The sequence below is a fragment of the Streptomyces mirabilis genome (genome assembly GCF_039503195.1).
Lineage (GTDB): Bacteria > Actinomycetota > Actinomycetes > Streptomycetales > Streptomycetaceae > Streptomyces > Streptomyces mirabilis_D.
Genome location: NZ_JBCJKP010000001.1, coordinates 10160459 through 10178219 on the forward strand (window position 1 = coordinate 10160459; position 17761 = coordinate 10178219).

Below are 17761 nucleotides of genomic sequence, written 5' to 3' on the forward strand. Positions count from 1 at the left end.
CGTCGGCCGCCGCTCCACACCATCCCCCCCCCGACCCTCCGGAGGCGGGGCCCACTTGCTCAGTCCGCGCCCGGACCGGCGATGCGTTCGACACGCGGCTCGGCGAGCCTGGCGTAGTCCGCCCCGGACATGGCCAGCGAACGGTCAAGGCGGGCGGCGTTGAAGTAGAGGCACGGCCGCGCGACGACGTCCGGATCGGCGACGAGTTCGAGTGCGGGGTCGAAGCTGAAGGGCAGAACGGTACCGGGGACGGCATGGGCCAGTCGCTCCGCCGTGGCGGCGTCGCAGAATCCGACGTAGCGGGCCGCGAACAGCGTGCGGATGGCGGCGAGGTCCACACGCCGGTCCCCGGGAACGACCGCGAGCACGTGGCGAGTGACCCGCCGGTCGATCTTGACCATCAGGACGAGGCACTTCGCGGCTTCGGACGCCGGGTGCCCGCGCAGTGCGCTGACCGTCTCGGTGGTGCCTTCCGGTTCGTGGTCGATGAGTTCGTACGCGGTCGCGGTGCTGTCGAGCAGGCTGATCAGACGCTCGTAGGTGCCGTTGTCCGGCATGGGGACTCCCCGATGTGGGTGGTGCGGTGGGTGCGTTCGATGTGCTGTCCCCAGTACGTTCCGGTGACCATGAGCGCAGCGCCGAGGGCGGCGAGGACGGTGAACCCTTCGCCGCCGAGGCAGACGCCGACCACGACCGCCCAGACCGGTTCGGTGCCCAGCAGCAGACTGGCCCGGCTGGCAGAGCTCTTCTGCACCGCCCAGGTCTGGGCGAGGAAGGCGAACACGCTGCAGAACAGGGCGAGATACACGAGCTGACCCCAGACCGCGGCATCGACCCGAGTCAGCGTCGGCAGGGCGCTCGCGGCGGGCACGACGAACAGCGCCGAGCCGACAGCCGTCTGGACGGCAGTGAGCTGCAACGGCCTCACGACGCGCCCCTTCGTGAGCCGCCCCACGAGTGCGACATGTGCCGCGCGCACCACCGCGGCGGCGAGCATCAGCAGGTCGCCGATCCCAGGGGTGTGGAAGCCGTTGCCGGACATGAGCAGGGCGACGGCCAGCAGACACACACCCGTGGCGGCGAAGAAGCGCGGAGGCAGCCGTCCGTTGTCCGTCGTGCGGTCCAGCAGTGGGGTGAGGACGATGGTGAGGCTGATGATCAGTCCGGCGTTGGCCGCGCTGGTGTACGCGACGCCGTACGTCTCCAGAATCAGGACAGCGGCCTGGGTGATCCCCAGCACAGTCCCGATTCGTACTTCGTCCCGCGTGCAGCGCTCCTTCCGGCGGGCGGCGACGAGGGCGAGGCAGGCGATCGCGGAGATCGCGTACCGCGCGAACAGCACCACCAGGACGGGCAGGGCATGGGTGGCCGTCTTCGCGGCCAGGTAGCTGGAGCCCCAGACGATGGCGACAAGGAGAAGCACTGCGTCAGTGCGGCGGGTGTGAAACACGCCCCTACGCTGCACTGTTCCCACCCTGAAGCCAAGAACGATGTTCTTCAGCAAACCTGAAGCATCACTACACTGAGCAGGTGAATGAGCGGCAGTTGCAGATCTTGCGGGAGCTCGGCGAGTCGGGAAGCGTCACCGCCACCGCCGAGGCGCTGTTGATGACGCCCTCGGCGATCTCCCAGCAGTTGCGGCTGCTGCAACGCTCCATCCCGGTCCCTCTCACCGCACGTGACGGCCGACGGCTGGTGCTCACCGATGCCGGGCAAGCCCTGGCTCGTGCCGCGATCGAGGTGGAGACCGCGATGGCCGCGGCACGGCACGCGATCGACGAGTTCGTCGACCAGCCGGACGCGGGCGTGTCGGTGGCGGCCTTCCACAGCGCGGCCTCCGCGTTCTTCCCGCTCCTGCTGCTCGGCCAGGCAGGACCTGGACGCCCGCGGCTCTCGCTCGCCGACGAGGACGTCGCGCAGGACCACTTCCCCGGACTGACCCGGGACTACGACCTCGTACTCGCCCACCGTCTCGACCAGGCGCCGCCGTGGCCGGACACGGTCACCGCCGACACGCTGCTGCGTGAGCCGCTGGACGTGGCCCTGCCGGCCGGGCACCCCCTGACCGTCAAACGACGTCTGACCCCGCGCGACGTCGCGGACCAACCCTGGATCACCGTCCACGACGGGTTCCCGCTGATGGCCACCATCGACGCCATCGCGAGCGCCGCGAACCGACGGCTCGACATCGTCCATCGCATCAACGAATTCTCGGTCGTCGCCGAGGCCGTCGCCGCCGGAGGGGGCCTGGCCCTCATGCCCCGCTGGACCACGCGCCCACATCCCGCACTCGTCCTCAGACCTCTCAGCGGCGTGCACACCCGGCGCCACATCGACGTGCTCCACCGCCCCGAACGCGCCGCGCGAAGAGCCGTACGCACGGTGCTCACCGAACTCCACCGAGCAGCGGCGACGATCCAGAGGCGGGACGGCAGCGCGCTTCCGGCGTGAAAGCGACGCCCGCGACCAGACCGGTCAGGATTCGAGAAGCGCCGGCCGGTGAGCCGCGGCTAGCGTGACGGCCAGGCCGACAGCGACCGCTGCCACGAACGCTCCGACACGGGAAATGGCAGACGTTACCCTCGGAGCTGGTCGGATCCAGCCAGGCGACGCCGACGGAGTCCGCGCAGGCGGCCCCACTCGACAGATGGAGACACGATGAGCATGGCCCCGAGGACGGACCCGCAGTCGCCTGCGCCGCACGTTGCCGACAGCCACGATCTGATCCGCGTGCACGGCGCGCGCGAGAACAATCTCAAGGACGTCAGCATCGAGATCCCGAAGCGCCGGCTGACGGTGTTCACCGGCGTGTCCGGCTCGGGCAAGAGCTCGCTGGTGTTCGACACGATCGCGGCGGAGTCGCAGCGACTGATCAACGAGACGTACAGCGCCTTCGTGCAGGGCTTCATGCCCACGCTGGCGCGGCCCGAGGTCGACGTCCTCGACGGGCTGACCACCGTGATCACCGTCGACCAGCAGCGGCTGGGCGCCGACCCCCGCTCCACGGTCGGCACCGCCACCGACGCCAACGCGATGCTGCGCATCCTCTTCAGCCGGCTCGGCAAGCCGCACATCGGCTCGCCCAAGGCGTTCTCCTTCAACGTCGCCTCGATCAGCGGAGCCGGCGCGGTCACCATGGAGCGCGGCGGACAGACCGTGAAGGAGCGCCGCAGCTTCAGCATCACCGGTGGCATGTGCCCGCGCTGCGAGGGCCGTGGCTCGGTCTCCGACCTCGACCTCACCCAGCTCTACGACGACTCCAAGTCGCTCTCCGAGGGCGCGATCACCGTCCCTGGCTACACGGGGGGCGGCTGGAACTCACGGCTCTACAGCGAGTCGGGCTTCTTCGACCCGGACAAGCCGATCCGCAAGTTCACCAGGAAGGAACTGCACGACTTCCTGCACCGCGAGCCGACCCGGATGAAGATCGCGGGCATCAACATGACCTACGAGGGGCTGATCCCGCGGATCCAGAGGTCCATGCTCGCCAAGGAACGGGAGGGCATGCAGCCGCACATCCGGGAGTTCGTGGACCGGGCGGTCACCTTCACCACCTGCCCCGAGTGCGACGGCACCCGGCTCAACGAAGGGGCCCGGTCGTCGAAGATCAAGCGGATCAGCATCGCCGACGCCTGCGCGATGCAGATCAGCGACCTGGCCGCGTGGGTCCGCGGTCTCGACGAGCCGTCGGTGGCGCCGCTGCTCACCGCGTTGCAGCAGACCCTCGACTCGTTCGTGGAGATCGGGCTCGGCTACCTCTCGCTCGACCGGCCGGCGGGCACGCTGTCCGGCGGCGAGGCGCAGCGCGTCAAGATGATCCGCCACCTCGGCTCCTCGCTCACCGACGTCACCTACGTCTTCGACGAGCCCACCATCGGCCTGCACCCGCACGACATCCAGCGGATGAACGACCTGCTGCTGCGGCTGCGGGACAAGGGCAACACGGTGCTCGTCGTGGAGCACAAGCCGGAGACCATCGCGATCGCCGACCATGTCGTCGACCTCGGCCCCGGCGCCGGTACGGCGGGCGGCACCGTCTGCTTCGAAGGCACCGTCGGGGGACTGCGGACCGGTGGCACCATCACCGGCCGCCATTTCGACGACCGGGCCGTCGTCAAGGAGACGGTGCGCAAGCCCACCGGCACGCTGGAGATCCGCGGCGCGAGGACGCACAACCTGCAGGGCGTCGACGTCGACATCCCGCTCGGGGTGCTTGCCGTCGTCACCGGCGTCGCCGGCTCCGGGAAGAGCTCGCTCGTGCACGGCTCGATCCCGGCCGGCGAGGGCGTGGTGTCGGTCGACCAGGCCGCGATCCGCGGCTCCAGACGCAGCAACCCGGCGACGTACACCGGACTGCTCGACCCGATCCGCAAGGCGTTCGCCAAGGTCAACGGCGTGAAGCCGGCCCTGTTCAGCGCCAACTCCGAGGGCGCCTGCCCCACCTGCAACGGCGCCGGCGTCATCTACACCGACCTGGCGATGATGGCGGGCGTCGCGACCACCTGCGAGGAGTGCGAGGGGAAGCGGTTCCAGGCATCGGTGCTCGACTACCACCTCGGCGGCCGCGACATCAGCGAGGTGCTCGCGATGTCGGTGACCGAGGCGGAGGAGTTCTTCGGCGCCGGCGAGGCGGCGACGCCGGCCGCGCACCGGATCCTGACCCGGCTCGCCGACGTCGGCCTCGGCTACCTGACCCTCGGCCAGCCCCTCACGACCCTCTCCGGTGGCGAGCGCCAGCGCCTCAAGCTGGCCACCCACATGGCGGAGAAGGGCGGCGTCTACGTTCTCGACGAGCCCACCGCCGGCCTCCACCTCGCCGACGTCGAGCAGTTGCTCGGCCTGCTCGACCGGCTCGTCGACGCCGGTAAGTCGGTCATCGTCGTCGAGCACCACCAGGCGGTCATGGCGCACGCCGACTGGATCATCGACCTCGGCCCCGGCGCCGGCCACGACGGCGGCCGCCTCGTCTTCGAGGGCACCCCCGCCGAGCTCGTCGCAGCCCGCTCCACCCTCACCGGCAAGCACCTCGCGACCTACGTCGGCAGCTGACGGGGGTCCTTGCGACCCGACTCAAGTCAACGTCGAGCGCACAACGTGGTTTGTGGTCCCGGGGCCCCCGCTCATCGGGTCGAGGGCCCTGGGCCACTGCCTCGGTCGGCCACTCCAACACGGTCAGTTCCGGCCACTGGTGTTGCCAACGGGCTGCTTTGGTCTCGTAGACCTCCCGAGGGGCGAGTACCGGATTGGGGTGTACGACGAGGTTGAACACGTCAGCGAGTCCGTGCGGTGCGTAGACGCGCCACCGACCGTCGGCCTCCAATCGCACTCCCAGACAGCAGGTGGTCGCCGCGAAGCAGTCGACGGCTGCCTCCGTGGAGGTGTGGGGAGGGCACGGAATCCCGAACTTCCGCTCGTACCAGAGGTGAACCCGCGCCTCGTTGCGAACCTCGACTTCGGCAGGCAGACCGGCGAAGACCTCTCGGGCCGCCTTGATCACCTCGTCCTCCGCCTCCCAGGACAGGTCACCGTCGTCGAAGTAGAAGAGGTCGTAGTCCTTGATCCCCTTGGTCGGCGGCCGGTCGGTCACCACGTTCCACACCGTCTGGAACAGACACCCCGCGGTCAGGTACCAGCCGGGCAGGTCCAGTGCCGCCGCCCCGCGCAGCACCTCCAGCAGCACCTCATTGCGTGACAGGACGGACTTGAGGGCGGTGAGCTGCTCATCCAGCGGAAGACGACCGATCATCGCCCATGCCTACCACGCAACACGGCGCCGCGGTGCCGCCGGTCCCCTTCGACCCCGCACCGGCGGGTGGCCTGCATGAGTTCGCCCGGCGGCGGCACTACGGTGGTCGGTGTAAGGGTGTCATCACATGAGGGCCGACCCGCGGGTGGCGCGATGTGTTGGAGTGCGACGGCCGACCTGGCCGCCGGTGTCGGGATCGGCGCGGTCGGGGTGGCCTGTGTGGCGCGGGCACGGCGGGTCCGTGATCTGCCGCTGGCCGCGCTGCCGTTGATCCTCGGGGCGCATCAGATCGTGGAGTCCGTGGTCTGGGACTCCGGCGGGGGTACGGGCCCGGCGACCGTCGCCTGGGCCGTCATCGCGCTGCCCCTGCTCGCGGTGTGGGTCCCGGCCGGTGTGATGTGCGCGGCGCCCCCGCGCGCCCGACGCGGGCTGACGGTCCTCCTGGCGATCGGCCTCGCAACCGCCGCCGCACTCGCCTACGCCCTCGTGACCCGTCCCGTCCGAGCGGAGGTCCGCGGCCACACCCTCGGCTACTTCGTGCATCTGGACCATCCCGAACTGCTCGTCGCCGGCTATCTCCTGGCCACCGTCGGCTCCCTCCTGCTCTCCGGGGACCGTGGACTTCTGCTGCTCGGGGTGCTGATGGGCACGGGCGCGCTGATCTGCTGGTTGCTGTGGGAGCTGGAGTTCGTGTCGACCTGGTGCGCGTTCGCGGCGATCGGTTCGGTGGCGCTGTTCGGCTGGGTGCGTCGGCGCCCGGTCGGGCCGGACGCGAGGCGCTGACAGGCACCTCGTGCGCGGCCCGCCCGGCCGTCGGCGTCGTTCAACCGATCGGTTGAACCCGGGTTCCACCGCACGCGCGTCCTCCGCTGCGTACGGATGACGCACGGGGTCACACCACGGAGCGGTTGCCGCGGGCGGTCAGTGGGGCGCCTACTGGGACCGGCTCGGACCGCTCGGCCGGCACCTCTGGATCCCCCTGCTGTTCCTGCTGTGGACCGCCCTCGTCTTCCTCGCGCCGTCACCGCTGACGACGGCCTACGTCTGGTGTGCCGTCCCACTGGCCCGCGCGGCCCTGCGCGCGCTCGGTCGCCGCTCCGCGATGGTCACGGTCGCCGTGCTCACCTTCGTGCTCGTCGACGCACTCGTCCAGTCCACGGGCCGGTTCGACCCGGAGGTCGTCCTCGTTCCGGTGGCGGCCGTCTGGGGAACCGTCGCCCTCTACCGCGGCCAGCAGCGGGACGCCGCGATCCGCCAGCGCCTCGTCGAGGAACTGCGGGAGGCCGGAGGTGACACGGACCCGTCTCCGTGCCGGGGCCGACGGCCTGGGCAGCAACCTCGCCGAGACCCGCCGGATGATCCGGGACCTGACCCCGCCCACCGTCGCCGAGGCCGGCCTCGAAGGCGCGCTACGGCTGCCGTGCGACCGTTCGCGTCAGGAAGGTGCCGTGGCCCGGGTGCGTTCCGCTCACTCGGAACGCATCAGCCCGCCCTCGACGACCAGGCCGCCACCACCCTGCTCCGCATCGCCCAGAACGCCCTGGCGAACGTACGCGAACACGCCCACGCGGTGGACGTAGTGGTCACCTTCCACCGGCACCCCGATCGTGTCGAACTCGAAGTGAGCGACGACGGAGTCGGGTTCGACCCGGCCGCCACGTTCGCGGGCGAGCGCGCGCCGGGCGCCGTCCGGACGGACCGCGGATTCGGCCTCCCGGCCGCTCGCGCGCGCCTGCGTGAGTGCGGGGGCGACCTCGACGTCAGCAGCGCACCCGGCCGGGGCACCATGATCCGCGCGTCGGTGAGCGTACGGCCCCGACCGCGGCCGGTCGAGCCGTCGTTCGCACCGGCGACCGCCCGATGACCGCCGCACCGCTGCGCGTGTTGATCGAGGCGGGCCCCCGCCGGAGGAACTGTTCCGGGCGGTCCGCACCGCGGCCGGGGGCTCCATGGGACTCGCCGCAGAGATCGTCGGCGAACTGGTCGGCCAAGTGGTCGACCCGGAGCAGGACTTGAGCCATCGCGAGATCGAGGTCGTCCGGCTGCTGGCCGAGGGGCGCAGCAACCGGGCCATCGCCGAGGCGCTGTACCTCAGCGAGGCCACGGTCAAGACCCAGCTCGTGCGCGTGTATCGCAATCTCAGGGTCGACAATCGGGCGGCGGCCGTGTCGGAGGCCGTGCGCAGGGGACTGCTCGAACTCACCTGACACACAAGGAGTTTGACGCGGCCCAAGTATCCTCTCCGCACCCGCGCCGACCGTCACGGGCGGGCGCGGAGAGGCATGGCGCGGTAGGGCTAGGAGCCGGTTCCGGCGGTCACGTCGGACACCGTCCATCGTTGGTTGGAGCCGGAGTTCGGCGTCCAGATCGTGACGGCGGATCCGTCGGCGGTGGCCTGGCCGCCCACCTCCAGGAGCCTTCCGGTGGCGGCGTTGACGAGGGTCCAGGTGCCGTCACCGGTCGTTGACATGATCCACTGCGTGGCCGTGTCACGAGGGCCGGTGTCCGCCTCCAGGACCGGGGCGCCGTCGCGTACCGCCAGCCGCTTGCCCTCCACCGGGTTGGTGAACACGTACCGCTGCCGGTTGCCGGTCCGGCCGCTGATCTGTCGCAGCTGCCACTGCTGGCCGGTGACCGTGGCCGCGTCCGTGCTCGCCGTCTTTGATGACGAGCTTTCCGCCGTCGTCCGCGACGGTGAGCGCCTTGCCGCTCTGGACGCCGGTCAGGGAGTAGGTGTGGCCCTTCTTCAGCAGAGCGGCGTCCTTCGCCACGCCCGACACGCCCTTGACGACGAAGGAGGTCACCGACTGGGCGGGCACGGTGAACGTGGCCTGGCGGTCGGTGACCGCGACGGGGGTCCGGCGTGCCAGCTTGCCGTCGGCGCTGGTCACCACGGGAGTCACCGTCGCGCCCCGCGCGATGTGGCCGAACTTGGACAGGTCGATGGTGACCGTACGCGCGCTGGTGGTGCTGTTGACGTGGACGACCGTCGCCCCGGTGCCGCTCTTGGAGACCGCGGCGGCGCTGGACGTGTCGTCGGTCTTGATCAGCCGGTCGCCCGGCTTGATGTAGTGGGTGAAGTTGCGGGCGGTGTCGAACTTCGTGTTCGTGTGGATGGGGCAGGTCGCGAGGGTGTCGGCGGAGGTGCAGCTGAACGGGATCTGGATGCTGCCCCAGTTGCCGCCCTCGGCGGACTCACCGCCGGGCTTCATGTTGTCGTAGTCCTCGACCGGCTGCCAGAACACCCAGGCCTTGGGCTCGAGTTCGCGCAGGTCGTCGACCATCTGCCGGGCCAGGCCCAGGCCCGGCCGCATGTCCGTGAAGCTCTGGCCGTCGCCCCAGTCGCCCTCGACCTCGCTCATCCACAGCGGCTTGTCCGCCGCCTTGGCCAGGTCGCGCACACTGGTACGGCCGCCGGTGCCGTAGGTGTGGACGTTCAGCTGGCCGACGAGGGCCCGCACGTCCTGGGGGTAGGAGGTCCAGTTCTGCGTGAAGATGCTCGGGTTGGTCTCGTCCATCGCGGAGATCTTCGTGCCGGTCTTCGCCTTCTCGAGGGCGGGGCCAGCGCGCGGATGACCTGCTGCTGGAGCGCGGGGCCGATGTGCGCCCCCTCCTGGCGGCCGCCGACCGGCTGCCCGTCCGCGCCCAGCCGCGTACCCCAGTAGTTCGTGTTCGGCTCGTTGAACGGGTCGAGGGTGTCGACCTTGATGCCGTGTGCCTTCTCCAAGCGCTTGGTCGCGCCCGCCAGATAGGCGGCGAAGTCGTCGACGGAGTCGGCCTTGAGCTGGTCGGCGGAGGAGTTGAAGCCGCCCGAGACATAGCCGCTGTTGGTCATGAACCAGGGCGGCGAGTTGCTGAACGTCTCCCAGTGGGTGATGTCCTTCTTGATCCGGTCCACCCACCAGCGCTGTGTGGCGTCGGCGTTCGGGTTCCAGTCGGCCGCGTCGTCGGCGCTCCACCAGCCGGTGTCCGTGCGGGTGGTGCCCTCCGGGGCCTTCCACCAGCCCTCGACCGCGCCGCCGGCCCGCAGGTAGTTCTTGACGTCGGGGGCGTTGCCGCCGCCGATGTTGTAGCGGGCGATGTTCAGATTGAGGCCGTCGTCGCCGAACAGGAGCTTGGCGAGCTTCTCGCGGATCGGTGCCGGGTAGTTGCCGGTGGCGTTGGCGAACCAGACCAGGCTGGTGCCCCAGCCCTCGAAGCTCTGCTCCTTGTACGAGGGATCCGGCCGGACGGTCACGGACGCGGCCGCCGCCGGCGCGGTCTCCGTGCTCGTCGGCGGGGCGGTGACCAGGGCTGCCCCGGTGGCCAGTGCGGTGCCTGCGATGGTTCCCAGAAGCCGTCTTGTGCGGGTACGGCGTGCCAACGTGTGCTCCCAACTCGTGTGTGGTCGCTGCGATGGACCGGCGTGCCCCCCGCGCGGGGGCACGCCGGCTAACCCTCGAACGGGGGGCCGTGCTCGCTGTTCGAGGGCTGTCAGAGGGCGGGCTGCCGCAGTACGGCGACGTCCCGGGGGCGAGGACGACGGCGCCGCCGTCGTCCGTCCGGCCGATCAGCAGATCTCCGGAGACTCCGGTCAGGGGCACCGTCGCGTCGGTCCGGTTGACCAGGAACAGATAGCGGCTGTCCGCGCTCCGCCGCACGATCAGCTCGACGCTTCCCCGCGCGCCGTCCGGCAGTTCACTGTGCACACCGGCCGGGGCGAGGAGCTTCGGCAACAGCGTGGTGAGACCGTCCGTGCCGAGCCGGGTGGAGACGTAGGCGGCCGAGCCCTGGCCCGTCGGGCGCCGGGTGACGGCGGGGCGGTCGGCGTACGTGCCGCCGCGGTAGTGCGCCAGCACCTCCACCGCCGGGTCGGTGACGCTGATCCGGTCGGTCCACAGGGTGCCCGGGGCGGTGCCGTCCACGCCGTCCAGCTCGACGTCGGCCGTCTCGCCGTCGAGCAGCGGGCCGAACTCCTCGATGCGGATGCCGAGCAGCTCGCGCAGGGCACCCGGGTAGCCGCCGAGCCAGATGTGGTCGTTCTCGTCGACGACACCGGAGAAGTACGTGGTGATCAGATGGCCGCCGTTCTCGGCGTACCGGGTGAGCTCCTTGGCGAGCGGGGCCGGCATGACGTGCAGCACCGGCGTGATCAGAACCTGGTAGCGGTCGAGTTCGGTCTGCGTGGTGACGACGTCGGCCCGGATGCCGAGGGCGAGGAGCGCGGAGTACCAGTCCAGCGCCTCCTGCCGGTAGCTGAGCTGGGCGGTGGGGTGGGAGTCCTGCTCGCTCGCCCACCACGAGTCCCAGTCGAAGACGATGCCGACCCGGGCCGGCTCACGCTCGGTCCCGGCGACCGGAGCGAGGGTCTTGAGGGTCTGTCCGAGGTCGGCCACCGCGCGGAAGAGCTCGCTGTCGGCGCCGGCGTGCGGGACCATCGCCGAGTGGTACTTCTCGGCGCCTGCCGCCGACTGGCGCCACTGGAAGAAGCACACCGCGTCGGCGCCGTGGGCGACGTGCACCAGCGAGTCACGGGCGAGGTCGCCCGGCCGCTTGGCCACGTTGATCGGCTGCCAGTTCACGGCGCTGGTGGAGTGCTCCATGAGGAACCACGGGCGGCCACCGGCGATGCCGCTGACGAGGTTGGCGGAGAAGGACAACTCGTCGCGGTCCTGCGGGCCGGGCACCACGTAGTGGTCGTTGGAGACGAAGTCGATCTCGGCGGCCCAGTCCGCGTAGTTCATTCCCTTGGTGTTGCCCATCACCATGAAGTTGGTGGTGACCGGAACACCGGGCGTGAGCTCGCGCAGCACGTCCCGCTCCGCGCGCAGATAGTCCTTCAGCACGTCGGAGGAGAAACGCTTGAAGTCCAGCTGCTGGGTGGGGTTCGGGTGGGAGGCGGCCAGCCGGGGCGGCAGGATCTGCTCCCAGTCGCTGTAGCGCTGGGACCAGAACGCCGTGCCCCAGGCGTGGTTGAGGGCGTCGAGCGTCGTGTAGCGGGCGCGCAGCCAGTCGCGGAAGGCGCGGGCGGCGTCGTCGGAGTAGTCGTAGACGTTGTGGCAGCCCAGCTCGTTGGAGACGTGCCAGGCGACCAGCGCGGGATGGTTCGCGTACCGCTCGGCCATTTTGCGCACCAGGCGCAGCGCGTACTCGCGGAAGACGGGAGAGGTGGGACGCCAGTGCTGACGCGCCCCGGGCCACAGCGTCTCGCCGGAGGCGGTGACCGGAAGGATCTCCGGGTGCGCCGTGCTGAGCCAGGGCGGCGGGGAGGCGGTGGCGGTGGCCAGGTCGACCCCGATGCCCCCCGCGTGCAGCAGGTCCATGACCTCGTCGAGCCAGCCGAAGTCCCACTCGTTCTCGGCGGGCTGGATGCGGGCCCAGGAGAAGATCGCCACGGAGACGATGTTGACGCCCGCCTCCCGCATGAGCCGGATGTCCTCCTCCCACACCTCGCGTGGCCACTGCTCCGGGTTGTAGTCGGCGCCGTAGGCGAGGCGGGGGTGGGATCACCGTCCGGCCCGTGCCGCAACTGGGACAGGAGGGTGGAGATCATGGTGGTCCTTCCGGTTACTGCACGGGGTGGCGCGAGGTGCGTGGTTGCTTCCGGGCGGCCGCCGCTGAGCGCCTGCTGCTCAGCGGCGGCTCCCGAGGGGAATGCCGGTTACTTCGAGACGGTGAAGCCCTGCTCGTTGCCGTACTTGATGGAGGCGTCCTGCCAGGACTTCAGGCCGGCGGCCAGCTTGGTGCCGGAGATGTAGGCCTTGCCGACGGTGTCGTTGAAGATCGAGTTGGCGTACTGCTGGAAGGGCAGGTACGACCAGTCGCTGGCGACGTTGGCGGCGGACTCGGCGAAGATCTTGTTGGCTTCCTGGCCGCCGAAGTAGTCGAACTTGGTGTTCTGGAACTCGGTGGACTGGAGTTCGGCCTTGGTCGCCGGGAAGGCGCCCTGCTTGATGCGGGTCTGCACGCCGTCACCGGAGTTGGCGTACTCGACGAACGCGTAGGCGAGTTCCTTGTTCTTGCCCAGCGCGGGCAGGGCGAGGGAGCTGCCGCCGTTCTCCGCGCTGGCCTTGTCGCCCTTGGTCCACTGCGGCATCGGGGCCGCTCGCCAGTCACCGGAGGCGTTCGGCACGCCGGAGACGAAGTTGGCGGGCATCCAGGCGCCGGTGGTCAGGGTGGCGATGGTGCCGTCGCCCAGGCCCTTGTACCAGTCGTCGGTCCAGCCGTTGATGGGCGCGACGAGCTTCTCGTCGATGAGCTTCTGCCAGGTGTCGGTGTACTTCTTGGCGCCCGCGTCCTCGAAGTTGACCGTCACCTTGGTGCCGTCGACCTTGTAGGGGCGCGAACCGGCCTGCCACAGCATGCTGGTGGTGAAGCCCGCGTCACCGGCGTCGTTGGCGATGTAGACCTTGGGGTCGGCCTTGTGCAGCTTGCGGGCCGCGTCGACGTACTCGTCCCAGGTGGTCGGAACGGCGATCTTGTACTTGTCGAAGACCTTCTTGTTGTAGAACATCGCCATGGGACCGGAGTCCATCGGCAGGCCGTAGACCTTGTCACCCTCGCTCACGGCGTTCCACGGACCCGGGGTGTACTTGGCGGCGAGCTTGTCGGCGCCGTAGGGGGCCAGGTCGCTGAGGCCCTTGGTGAGGGAGTACTGGCTCAGCGCGAAGTACTCGACCTGCGCGACGTCGGGGACGCCCTTCCCGGCCGCGATGGCGTTCGACAGGGCGGTGTAGTGCTTGTCACCGGACCGGTCGCCGACGAGGTTGATCTTGACCTTGGGGTACTTCTTCTGGAAGTCGGCGGCGACCGTCTTCAGCGTGGGCTCCCAGGCCCAGACGTTGACCGTGCCGCCCTTCTTGAGGGCCGCCTGGATGTCCGCGGCCGAGACCGCCTTCTGGCCCGAGCTGTTGTTGTCGGAGCCGCCGCAGGCGGTCGCCCCGAGGGCGAGGACGGAGAGGACAGCGAAGCCGCGCAGCAGGCGGCCGGTGGTTCTGCGCATGGAGGTGCTTCCACTTCTTCGTGGGTGGGACTTCTTCATGGGTGGGACAGGGTGAGGGTGAAAGAGGTGAGGCTGCGGGGGGTGGGGGCCTGAGGGCGGGCTATTCCTTGACGCTTCCGGCGGCGAGCCCGGACTGCCAGTACTTCTGCAGCAGCAGGAACGCGGCGATCAGCGGCACGATGGTGAGCAGCGAACCGGTGATGACCAGGTTGAAGATCACGTCGCCACCGATCGTCTGGGCCTGGGAGTTCCAGGCGTCCAGGCCCAGGGTCAGGGGGTACCAGTTCGGGTCCTTGAGCATGATCAGCGGCAGGAAGTAGTTGTTCCAGGTCGCGACCGTGGTGAACAGCAGGACGGTCACGGTGCCAGGAGCGAGCAGCGGCATGGCGACCTGGAAGAAGGTGCGGATCTCGCCCGCTCCGTCGATGCGGGCGGCCTCCATCAGTTCGGTGGGGATGGCCTCGGTGGCGAAGACCCACATCAGGTACAGGCCGAAGGGCGAGACCAGGGAGGGGATGATCACCGCCCACGGCGTGTCCGTCAGCCCCATCTTGCTGAACATCAGGAAGGTGGGCACCGCCAGGGCGGTGCCCGGGACGGCGACGGCACCGATGACCACGGCGAAGACGGCGCGTTTTCCGGGGAAGTTGAACTTCGCCAGCGCGTAGCCGCCCAGGATCGCCAGGAGGGTCGCGCCGCCGGCGCCGAGCACGACGTACAGCAGGGTGTTCAGCAGCCAGCGGACGAAGATGCCGTCGTGGTACGTGAACGTGTCGTGGATGTTTTCCCAGAGGGCGAACTTGTGGCTGAACCACAGGCCGGACGAGGTGGCGAGCCCGTCCTGGGTCTTCGTGGCGCTGATGACCAGCCACACCAGGGGCACCACGGTGTAGAGCATGATCAGGCCGGTGAGCACGGTCAGCAGGACGCTGCGCTTGGGGCGTCCGGGAGTGTGCTTGCGCCGAGTGCGCAGGCGGGGCGTGTTCTTGGAACCGCCGGACTGGGCGGACGGGGGCTGGGAGGCGGTGGTGACGGGGCTGCTCGTGCTGCTCATCGGGTCACGCTCCCTTGCGCATGCCGCGAAGCTGCACGACATAGGCGATGACCATGGTGATCAGCCCCATGATGATGGCGACCGCCGCGGAGTAGTTGTGCTGCTGTCCGTTGAAGGACAGTGAGTACGTGTAGAAGTTCGGGGTGTAGTCCGTGGTGATGGCGTTGCGCGCCAGCGGCCGCAGGATGCTCGGCTCGTTGAAGAGCTGGAAGCTGCCGATGATCGAGAAGATCGTCGCGATGACCAGGGCGCCGCGGATGGCGGGGAGCTTGATGGCCGAGATGATGCGGATCTGCCCGGCGCCGTCGATCTCCGCGGCCTCGTACAGCGAGCTCGGGATGACCCGCAGCGCGGAGTAGAAGATCAGCATGTTGTAGCCCACGAACTCCCAGGTGACGATGTTGCCGATCGACGCCAGGACCAGGTCCGCGGAGAGCGGGTCGGGCAGGGTGACGTCGAAGGCGCTGTTGATGTCACCCACCAGACCGAACCGGGTGCCGTACATGAAGCCCCACATCAGGGTGGCGACCACGGCGGGCACCGCGTACGGCAGGAAGATCGAGATCCGGAAGAAGTTCCTGCCGTACAGGCGGCCGCTGTCCAGCGCGAGTGCGACGAGCAGGGCGATCCCCAGCATGATCGGTACCTGGATCAGCAGGAACAGCGAGACCCGCTCCAAGGAGGACCAGAACTGGTCGTCCTGGAGAGCCTGCTTGTAGTTGTCCAGGCCGACGAAGGACGTTCCCCCGATGAGCTTGTCACGGAAGAGGCTGAGGTAGATCGAATAGGCGATCGGAGCCAGGAAGACGAAGGCGAAGACCACCGCGAAGGGGCCGATGAACCCCCATCCTGTCCAGGAGCGGCGGTCCCTTTTCGGAGGCCGGTCCGGGCGCCGTGCCACGCCCGCAGGGGGTTGAAGCGTCGTCATGTCGTTCCTCGCTCGTCCATCTCGGAACCGGCGTCTCACGCCGTCGCGATGTTTACGTAAACATGCAGTCCCCCTTCGCGTCGAGGGCTGTTATGTTTACGTAAACATCTGATGGCGGCATGTCTACACTGCGCCAATGTCGGTGGTCAAGGGTCGTCTGACGAAACGGCGACCCGGGCAACAAAGGAGACGGGTGGACACTGCGGACAGCGCCTCGACGGGGACGGAACGATCCCGCGGGCGCAAGGGAAAACGGGCGGTGCGTCGCACGCAGACCGCGTCCATGGCCGATGTCGCACGCCTGGCCGGGGTCTCCTCGCAGACGGTTTCCCGCGTGTCCAATGGTTACGCGGGTGTGAACGAGGAGACCCGTGAACAGGTGCTGGCGGCGATGAAGGAACTGGGCTACCGGCCCAACAGCGCCGCCCGGGCCCTCAAACGCGGTGAGTTCCGCACCATCGGCGTCATCACCTTCAACCTCTCCACCACGGGCAACATGCGCACCCTGGAGGCGATCGCCACCTCCGCGGCGCAAGAGGGCTACGCCGTCACGCTGCTGCCGGTCGCCGTGCCCACCCAGGACGAGGTGCGCGGCGCCTTCTCCCGGCTCGGGGAACTCGCCGTCGACGCCGTCATCGCCATCATGGAGGTGCATCTGCTCGACGCGGCGACCATCTCCCTGCCCCCGCACGTGCAGGTCGTCGTCGCCGACTCGGACGCGGGCGACCGCTACGCGGTGGTCGACACCGACCAGGCCGGGGGAGCCCGGGCGGCCGTACGCCACCTTCTGGACCTCGGCCACAGCACGGTCTGGCATCTGGCCGGCCCCGAGGAGTCCTTCGCGGCACAGCGCCGCACCGATGCCTGGCACGCCGCCCTGACCGAGGCGGGCCGCGTCCCGCCGCCCCTCGTACGTGGCGACTGGTCGGCGGAGTCCGGCTACCGCGCAGGCCTACGGCTCGCCGACGAGCGCGACTGTACGGCGGTGTTCGCCGCCAACGACCAGATGGCACTGGGTCTCCTGCGGGCCCTGCATGAACGCGGCCGGAAGATCCCCGACGACGTCAGCGTCATCGGCTTCGACGACATCCCCGAGGCCGGCTCCTTCCTGCCGCCGCTGACCACGGTCCACCAGGACTTCGCCGAGGTGGGACGCCTCTGCGTCGAGGGTGTCCTGCGGCGGATGCGCCACGGCGGGCCGGAACACGGCACCACGCTCGTCCCCACGAAGCTGGTGGTGCGGGGGAGCACGGCGCCGCCGGCCGGGGATGTGTGAGGTTCGCGTGCCGTGAGCCGACAGCCGACAGCCGAGAGCCGAGCGGCAAGGAGCGACACCGAGCGGCACCGAGCGGCAGGAATCCCGTGGCCGCTTCAGCCTCCCGCTAGCGCGGCGCGAGGGCTTTGAGCCAGTCCTCGACGGTGACGACATCCGCCCAGTGCGGAAACAGCTTCTCGGTGAGGATGCGGTGCACCTCGGGGTCGGTGTCGAGGCAGGCATCCGTCAGGACGGTGAGGTCGAAGTCCAGGTCGATGGCGTGGCACAGGGTGGACAGCACCACACCGCTGGTGGCGATGCCGGTGAGAACAAGGCTGTCGATGTCACGAGCCCTGAGGACCAGGTCGAAGTCGCTGCCCGAGAACGCGCTCCCTCGCCGCTTGGTGACCACGATGTCACCCTGCTGGGGCGCGACGTCGTGATGGATCTCGGTGCCGGGGTCACCCTCGGTGAACAGGCCGGCCCGCGCGGCGGCGGTGAGCACCCTGTTGCGGGGGCTGATTTCCGGATTGCCCGGCCGTAACTCGATGACCACGTAGATCACGGGGATGCCCGCCGCGCGGGCACCCTCGATCGCATTCCGCAGGCGCGGCAGATATCCCGAGCCGTCGTCGGCGATACCCACGATGTCCCGTTGGACGTCCATCACGAGGAGCGCGCTGTTCGCCATACTTGCCGTCCCTTCGTCGCGGGGAAACAAGAGCAAGTCTGGGGGATCGACCGAGCCGCGTTGGGGAATCGCGGAGATCCTCATACGGGGTCGACGCCGTCGATCC

The 17761-nt window shown here is 69.5% G+C and carries 11 protein-coding genes and 4 pseudogenes; 6 read left to right on the forward strand and 9 right to left on the reverse strand.

Features of this window, described 5'->3' with window-relative positions; translation table 11 throughout:
* Window positions 1-59 precede the first annotated feature (59 nt).
* Together AAFF41_RS46195 and AAFF41_RS46200 are read right to left on the reverse strand one after the other, a co-directional pair.
* Window positions 60-557, reverse strand: coding sequence for a YbaK/EbsC family protein (locus AAFF41_RS46195; RefSeq protein ID WP_319750382.1), 498 nt, complete (start codon window positions 555-557; stop codon window positions 60-62).
* Window positions 527-1450, reverse strand: a complete 924-nt coding sequence (locus AAFF41_RS46200; protein WP_319750381.1) for a DMT family transporter — start codon at window positions 1448-1450, stop codon at window positions 527-529. Before AAFF41_RS46200 ends, AAFF41_RS46195 begins: the two co-directional genes overlap by 31 nt.
* Window positions 1451-1530: 80 nt before the next feature.
* Between AAFF41_RS46200 and AAFF41_RS46205 the strand changes: the two genes are divergently transcribed.
* The gene (locus AAFF41_RS46205) at window positions 1531-2451 is read left to right on the forward strand and encodes a LysR family transcriptional regulator (RefSeq protein ID WP_319750380.1); all 921 of its coding nucleotides are present in this window, start codon (window positions 1531-1533) and stop codon (window positions 2449-2451) included.
* Window positions 2452-2658: 207 nt separating this feature from the next.
* Window positions 2659-5049, forward strand: a complete 2391-nt coding sequence (locus tag AAFF41_RS46210) for an ATP-binding cassette domain-containing protein (RefSeq protein ID WP_343325959.1) — start codon at window positions 2659-2661, stop codon at window positions 5047-5049.
* A 97-nt stretch (window positions 5050-5146) separates the two neighbouring features.
* Here AAFF41_RS46210 and AAFF41_RS46215 read toward each other — a convergent pair.
* Window positions 5147-5746, reverse strand: a pseudogene (locus tag AAFF41_RS46215) (nucleotidyltransferase family protein); the annotation flags it as partial.
* 153 nt (window positions 5747-5899) lie between these two features.
* Between AAFF41_RS46215 and AAFF41_RS46220 the strand changes: the two are divergent.
* From AAFF41_RS46220 to AAFF41_RS46230, 3 genes and pseudogenes are all read left to right on the forward strand, one after another.
* Window positions 5900-6529, forward strand: coding sequence for a DUF6629 family protein (locus tag AAFF41_RS46220; protein ID WP_319750378.1), 630 nt, complete (start codon window positions 5900-5902; stop codon window positions 6527-6529).
* A gap of 319 nt (window positions 6530-6848) precedes the next feature.
* The gene (locus tag AAFF41_RS46225; protein WP_319750377.1) at window positions 6849-7610 is read left to right on the forward strand and encodes a sensor histidine kinase; all 762 of its coding nucleotides are present in this window, start codon (window positions 6849-6851) and stop codon (window positions 7608-7610) included.
* Window positions 7611-7647: 37 nt separating this feature from the next.
* Window positions 7648-7953: pseudogene (locus AAFF41_RS46230) on the forward strand (helix-turn-helix domain-containing protein); the annotation flags it as partial.
* An 89-nt stretch (window positions 7954-8042) separates the two neighbouring features.
* On the opposite strand, the pseudogene AAFF41_RS46235 reads toward AAFF41_RS46230, so the two are convergent.
* The 5 genes and pseudogenes from AAFF41_RS46235 to AAFF41_RS46255 form a co-directional block, all read right to left on the reverse strand.
* Window positions 8043-10109 (reverse strand): annotated as a pseudogene (locus tag AAFF41_RS46235) (RICIN domain-containing protein).
* A 110-nt stretch (window positions 10110-10219) separates the two neighbouring features.
* Window positions 10220-12278: pseudogene (locus AAFF41_RS46240) on the reverse strand (beta-galactosidase).
* A 108-nt stretch (window positions 12279-12386) separates the two neighbouring features.
* Window positions 12387-13727 carry an ABC transporter substrate-binding protein gene (locus AAFF41_RS46245; protein ID WP_319750374.1) on the reverse strand — a complete coding sequence of 447 codons (1341 nt, stop codon included), beginning with the start codon at window positions 13725-13727 and terminating at the stop codon, window positions 12387-12389.
* A 100-nt stretch (window positions 13728-13827) separates the two neighbouring features.
* Window positions 13828-14781: a carbohydrate ABC transporter permease gene (locus tag AAFF41_RS46250; RefSeq protein ID WP_319750373.1), complete on the reverse strand. Its 954-nt coding sequence runs from the start codon at window positions 14779-14781 to the stop codon at window positions 13828-13830.
* 4 nt (window positions 14782-14785) lie between these two features.
* The gene (locus AAFF41_RS46255; protein ID WP_319750372.1) at window positions 14786-15709 is read right to left on the reverse strand and encodes a carbohydrate ABC transporter permease; all 924 of its coding nucleotides are present in this window, start codon (window positions 15707-15709) and stop codon (window positions 14786-14788) included.
* A gap of 283 nt (window positions 15710-15992) precedes the next feature.
* Here AAFF41_RS46255 and AAFF41_RS46260 point away from each other — a divergent pair, with 283 nt between their 5' ends.
* Complete coding sequence (locus AAFF41_RS46260) at window positions 15993-16985, forward strand: LacI family DNA-binding transcriptional regulator (RefSeq protein WP_207789858.1); 993 nt, start codon at window positions 15993-15995, stop codon at window positions 16983-16985.
* 106 nt (window positions 16986-17091) lie between these two features.
* On the opposite strand, the gene AAFF41_RS46265 is transcribed toward AAFF41_RS46260, so the two are convergent.
* A complete protein-coding gene (locus AAFF41_RS46265; protein WP_319750371.1) occupies window positions 17092-17655 on the reverse strand; it encodes a cysteine hydrolase family protein in 564 nt (187 codons plus the stop codon).
* Between the last annotated feature and the right edge of the window lie 106 nt (window positions 17656-17761).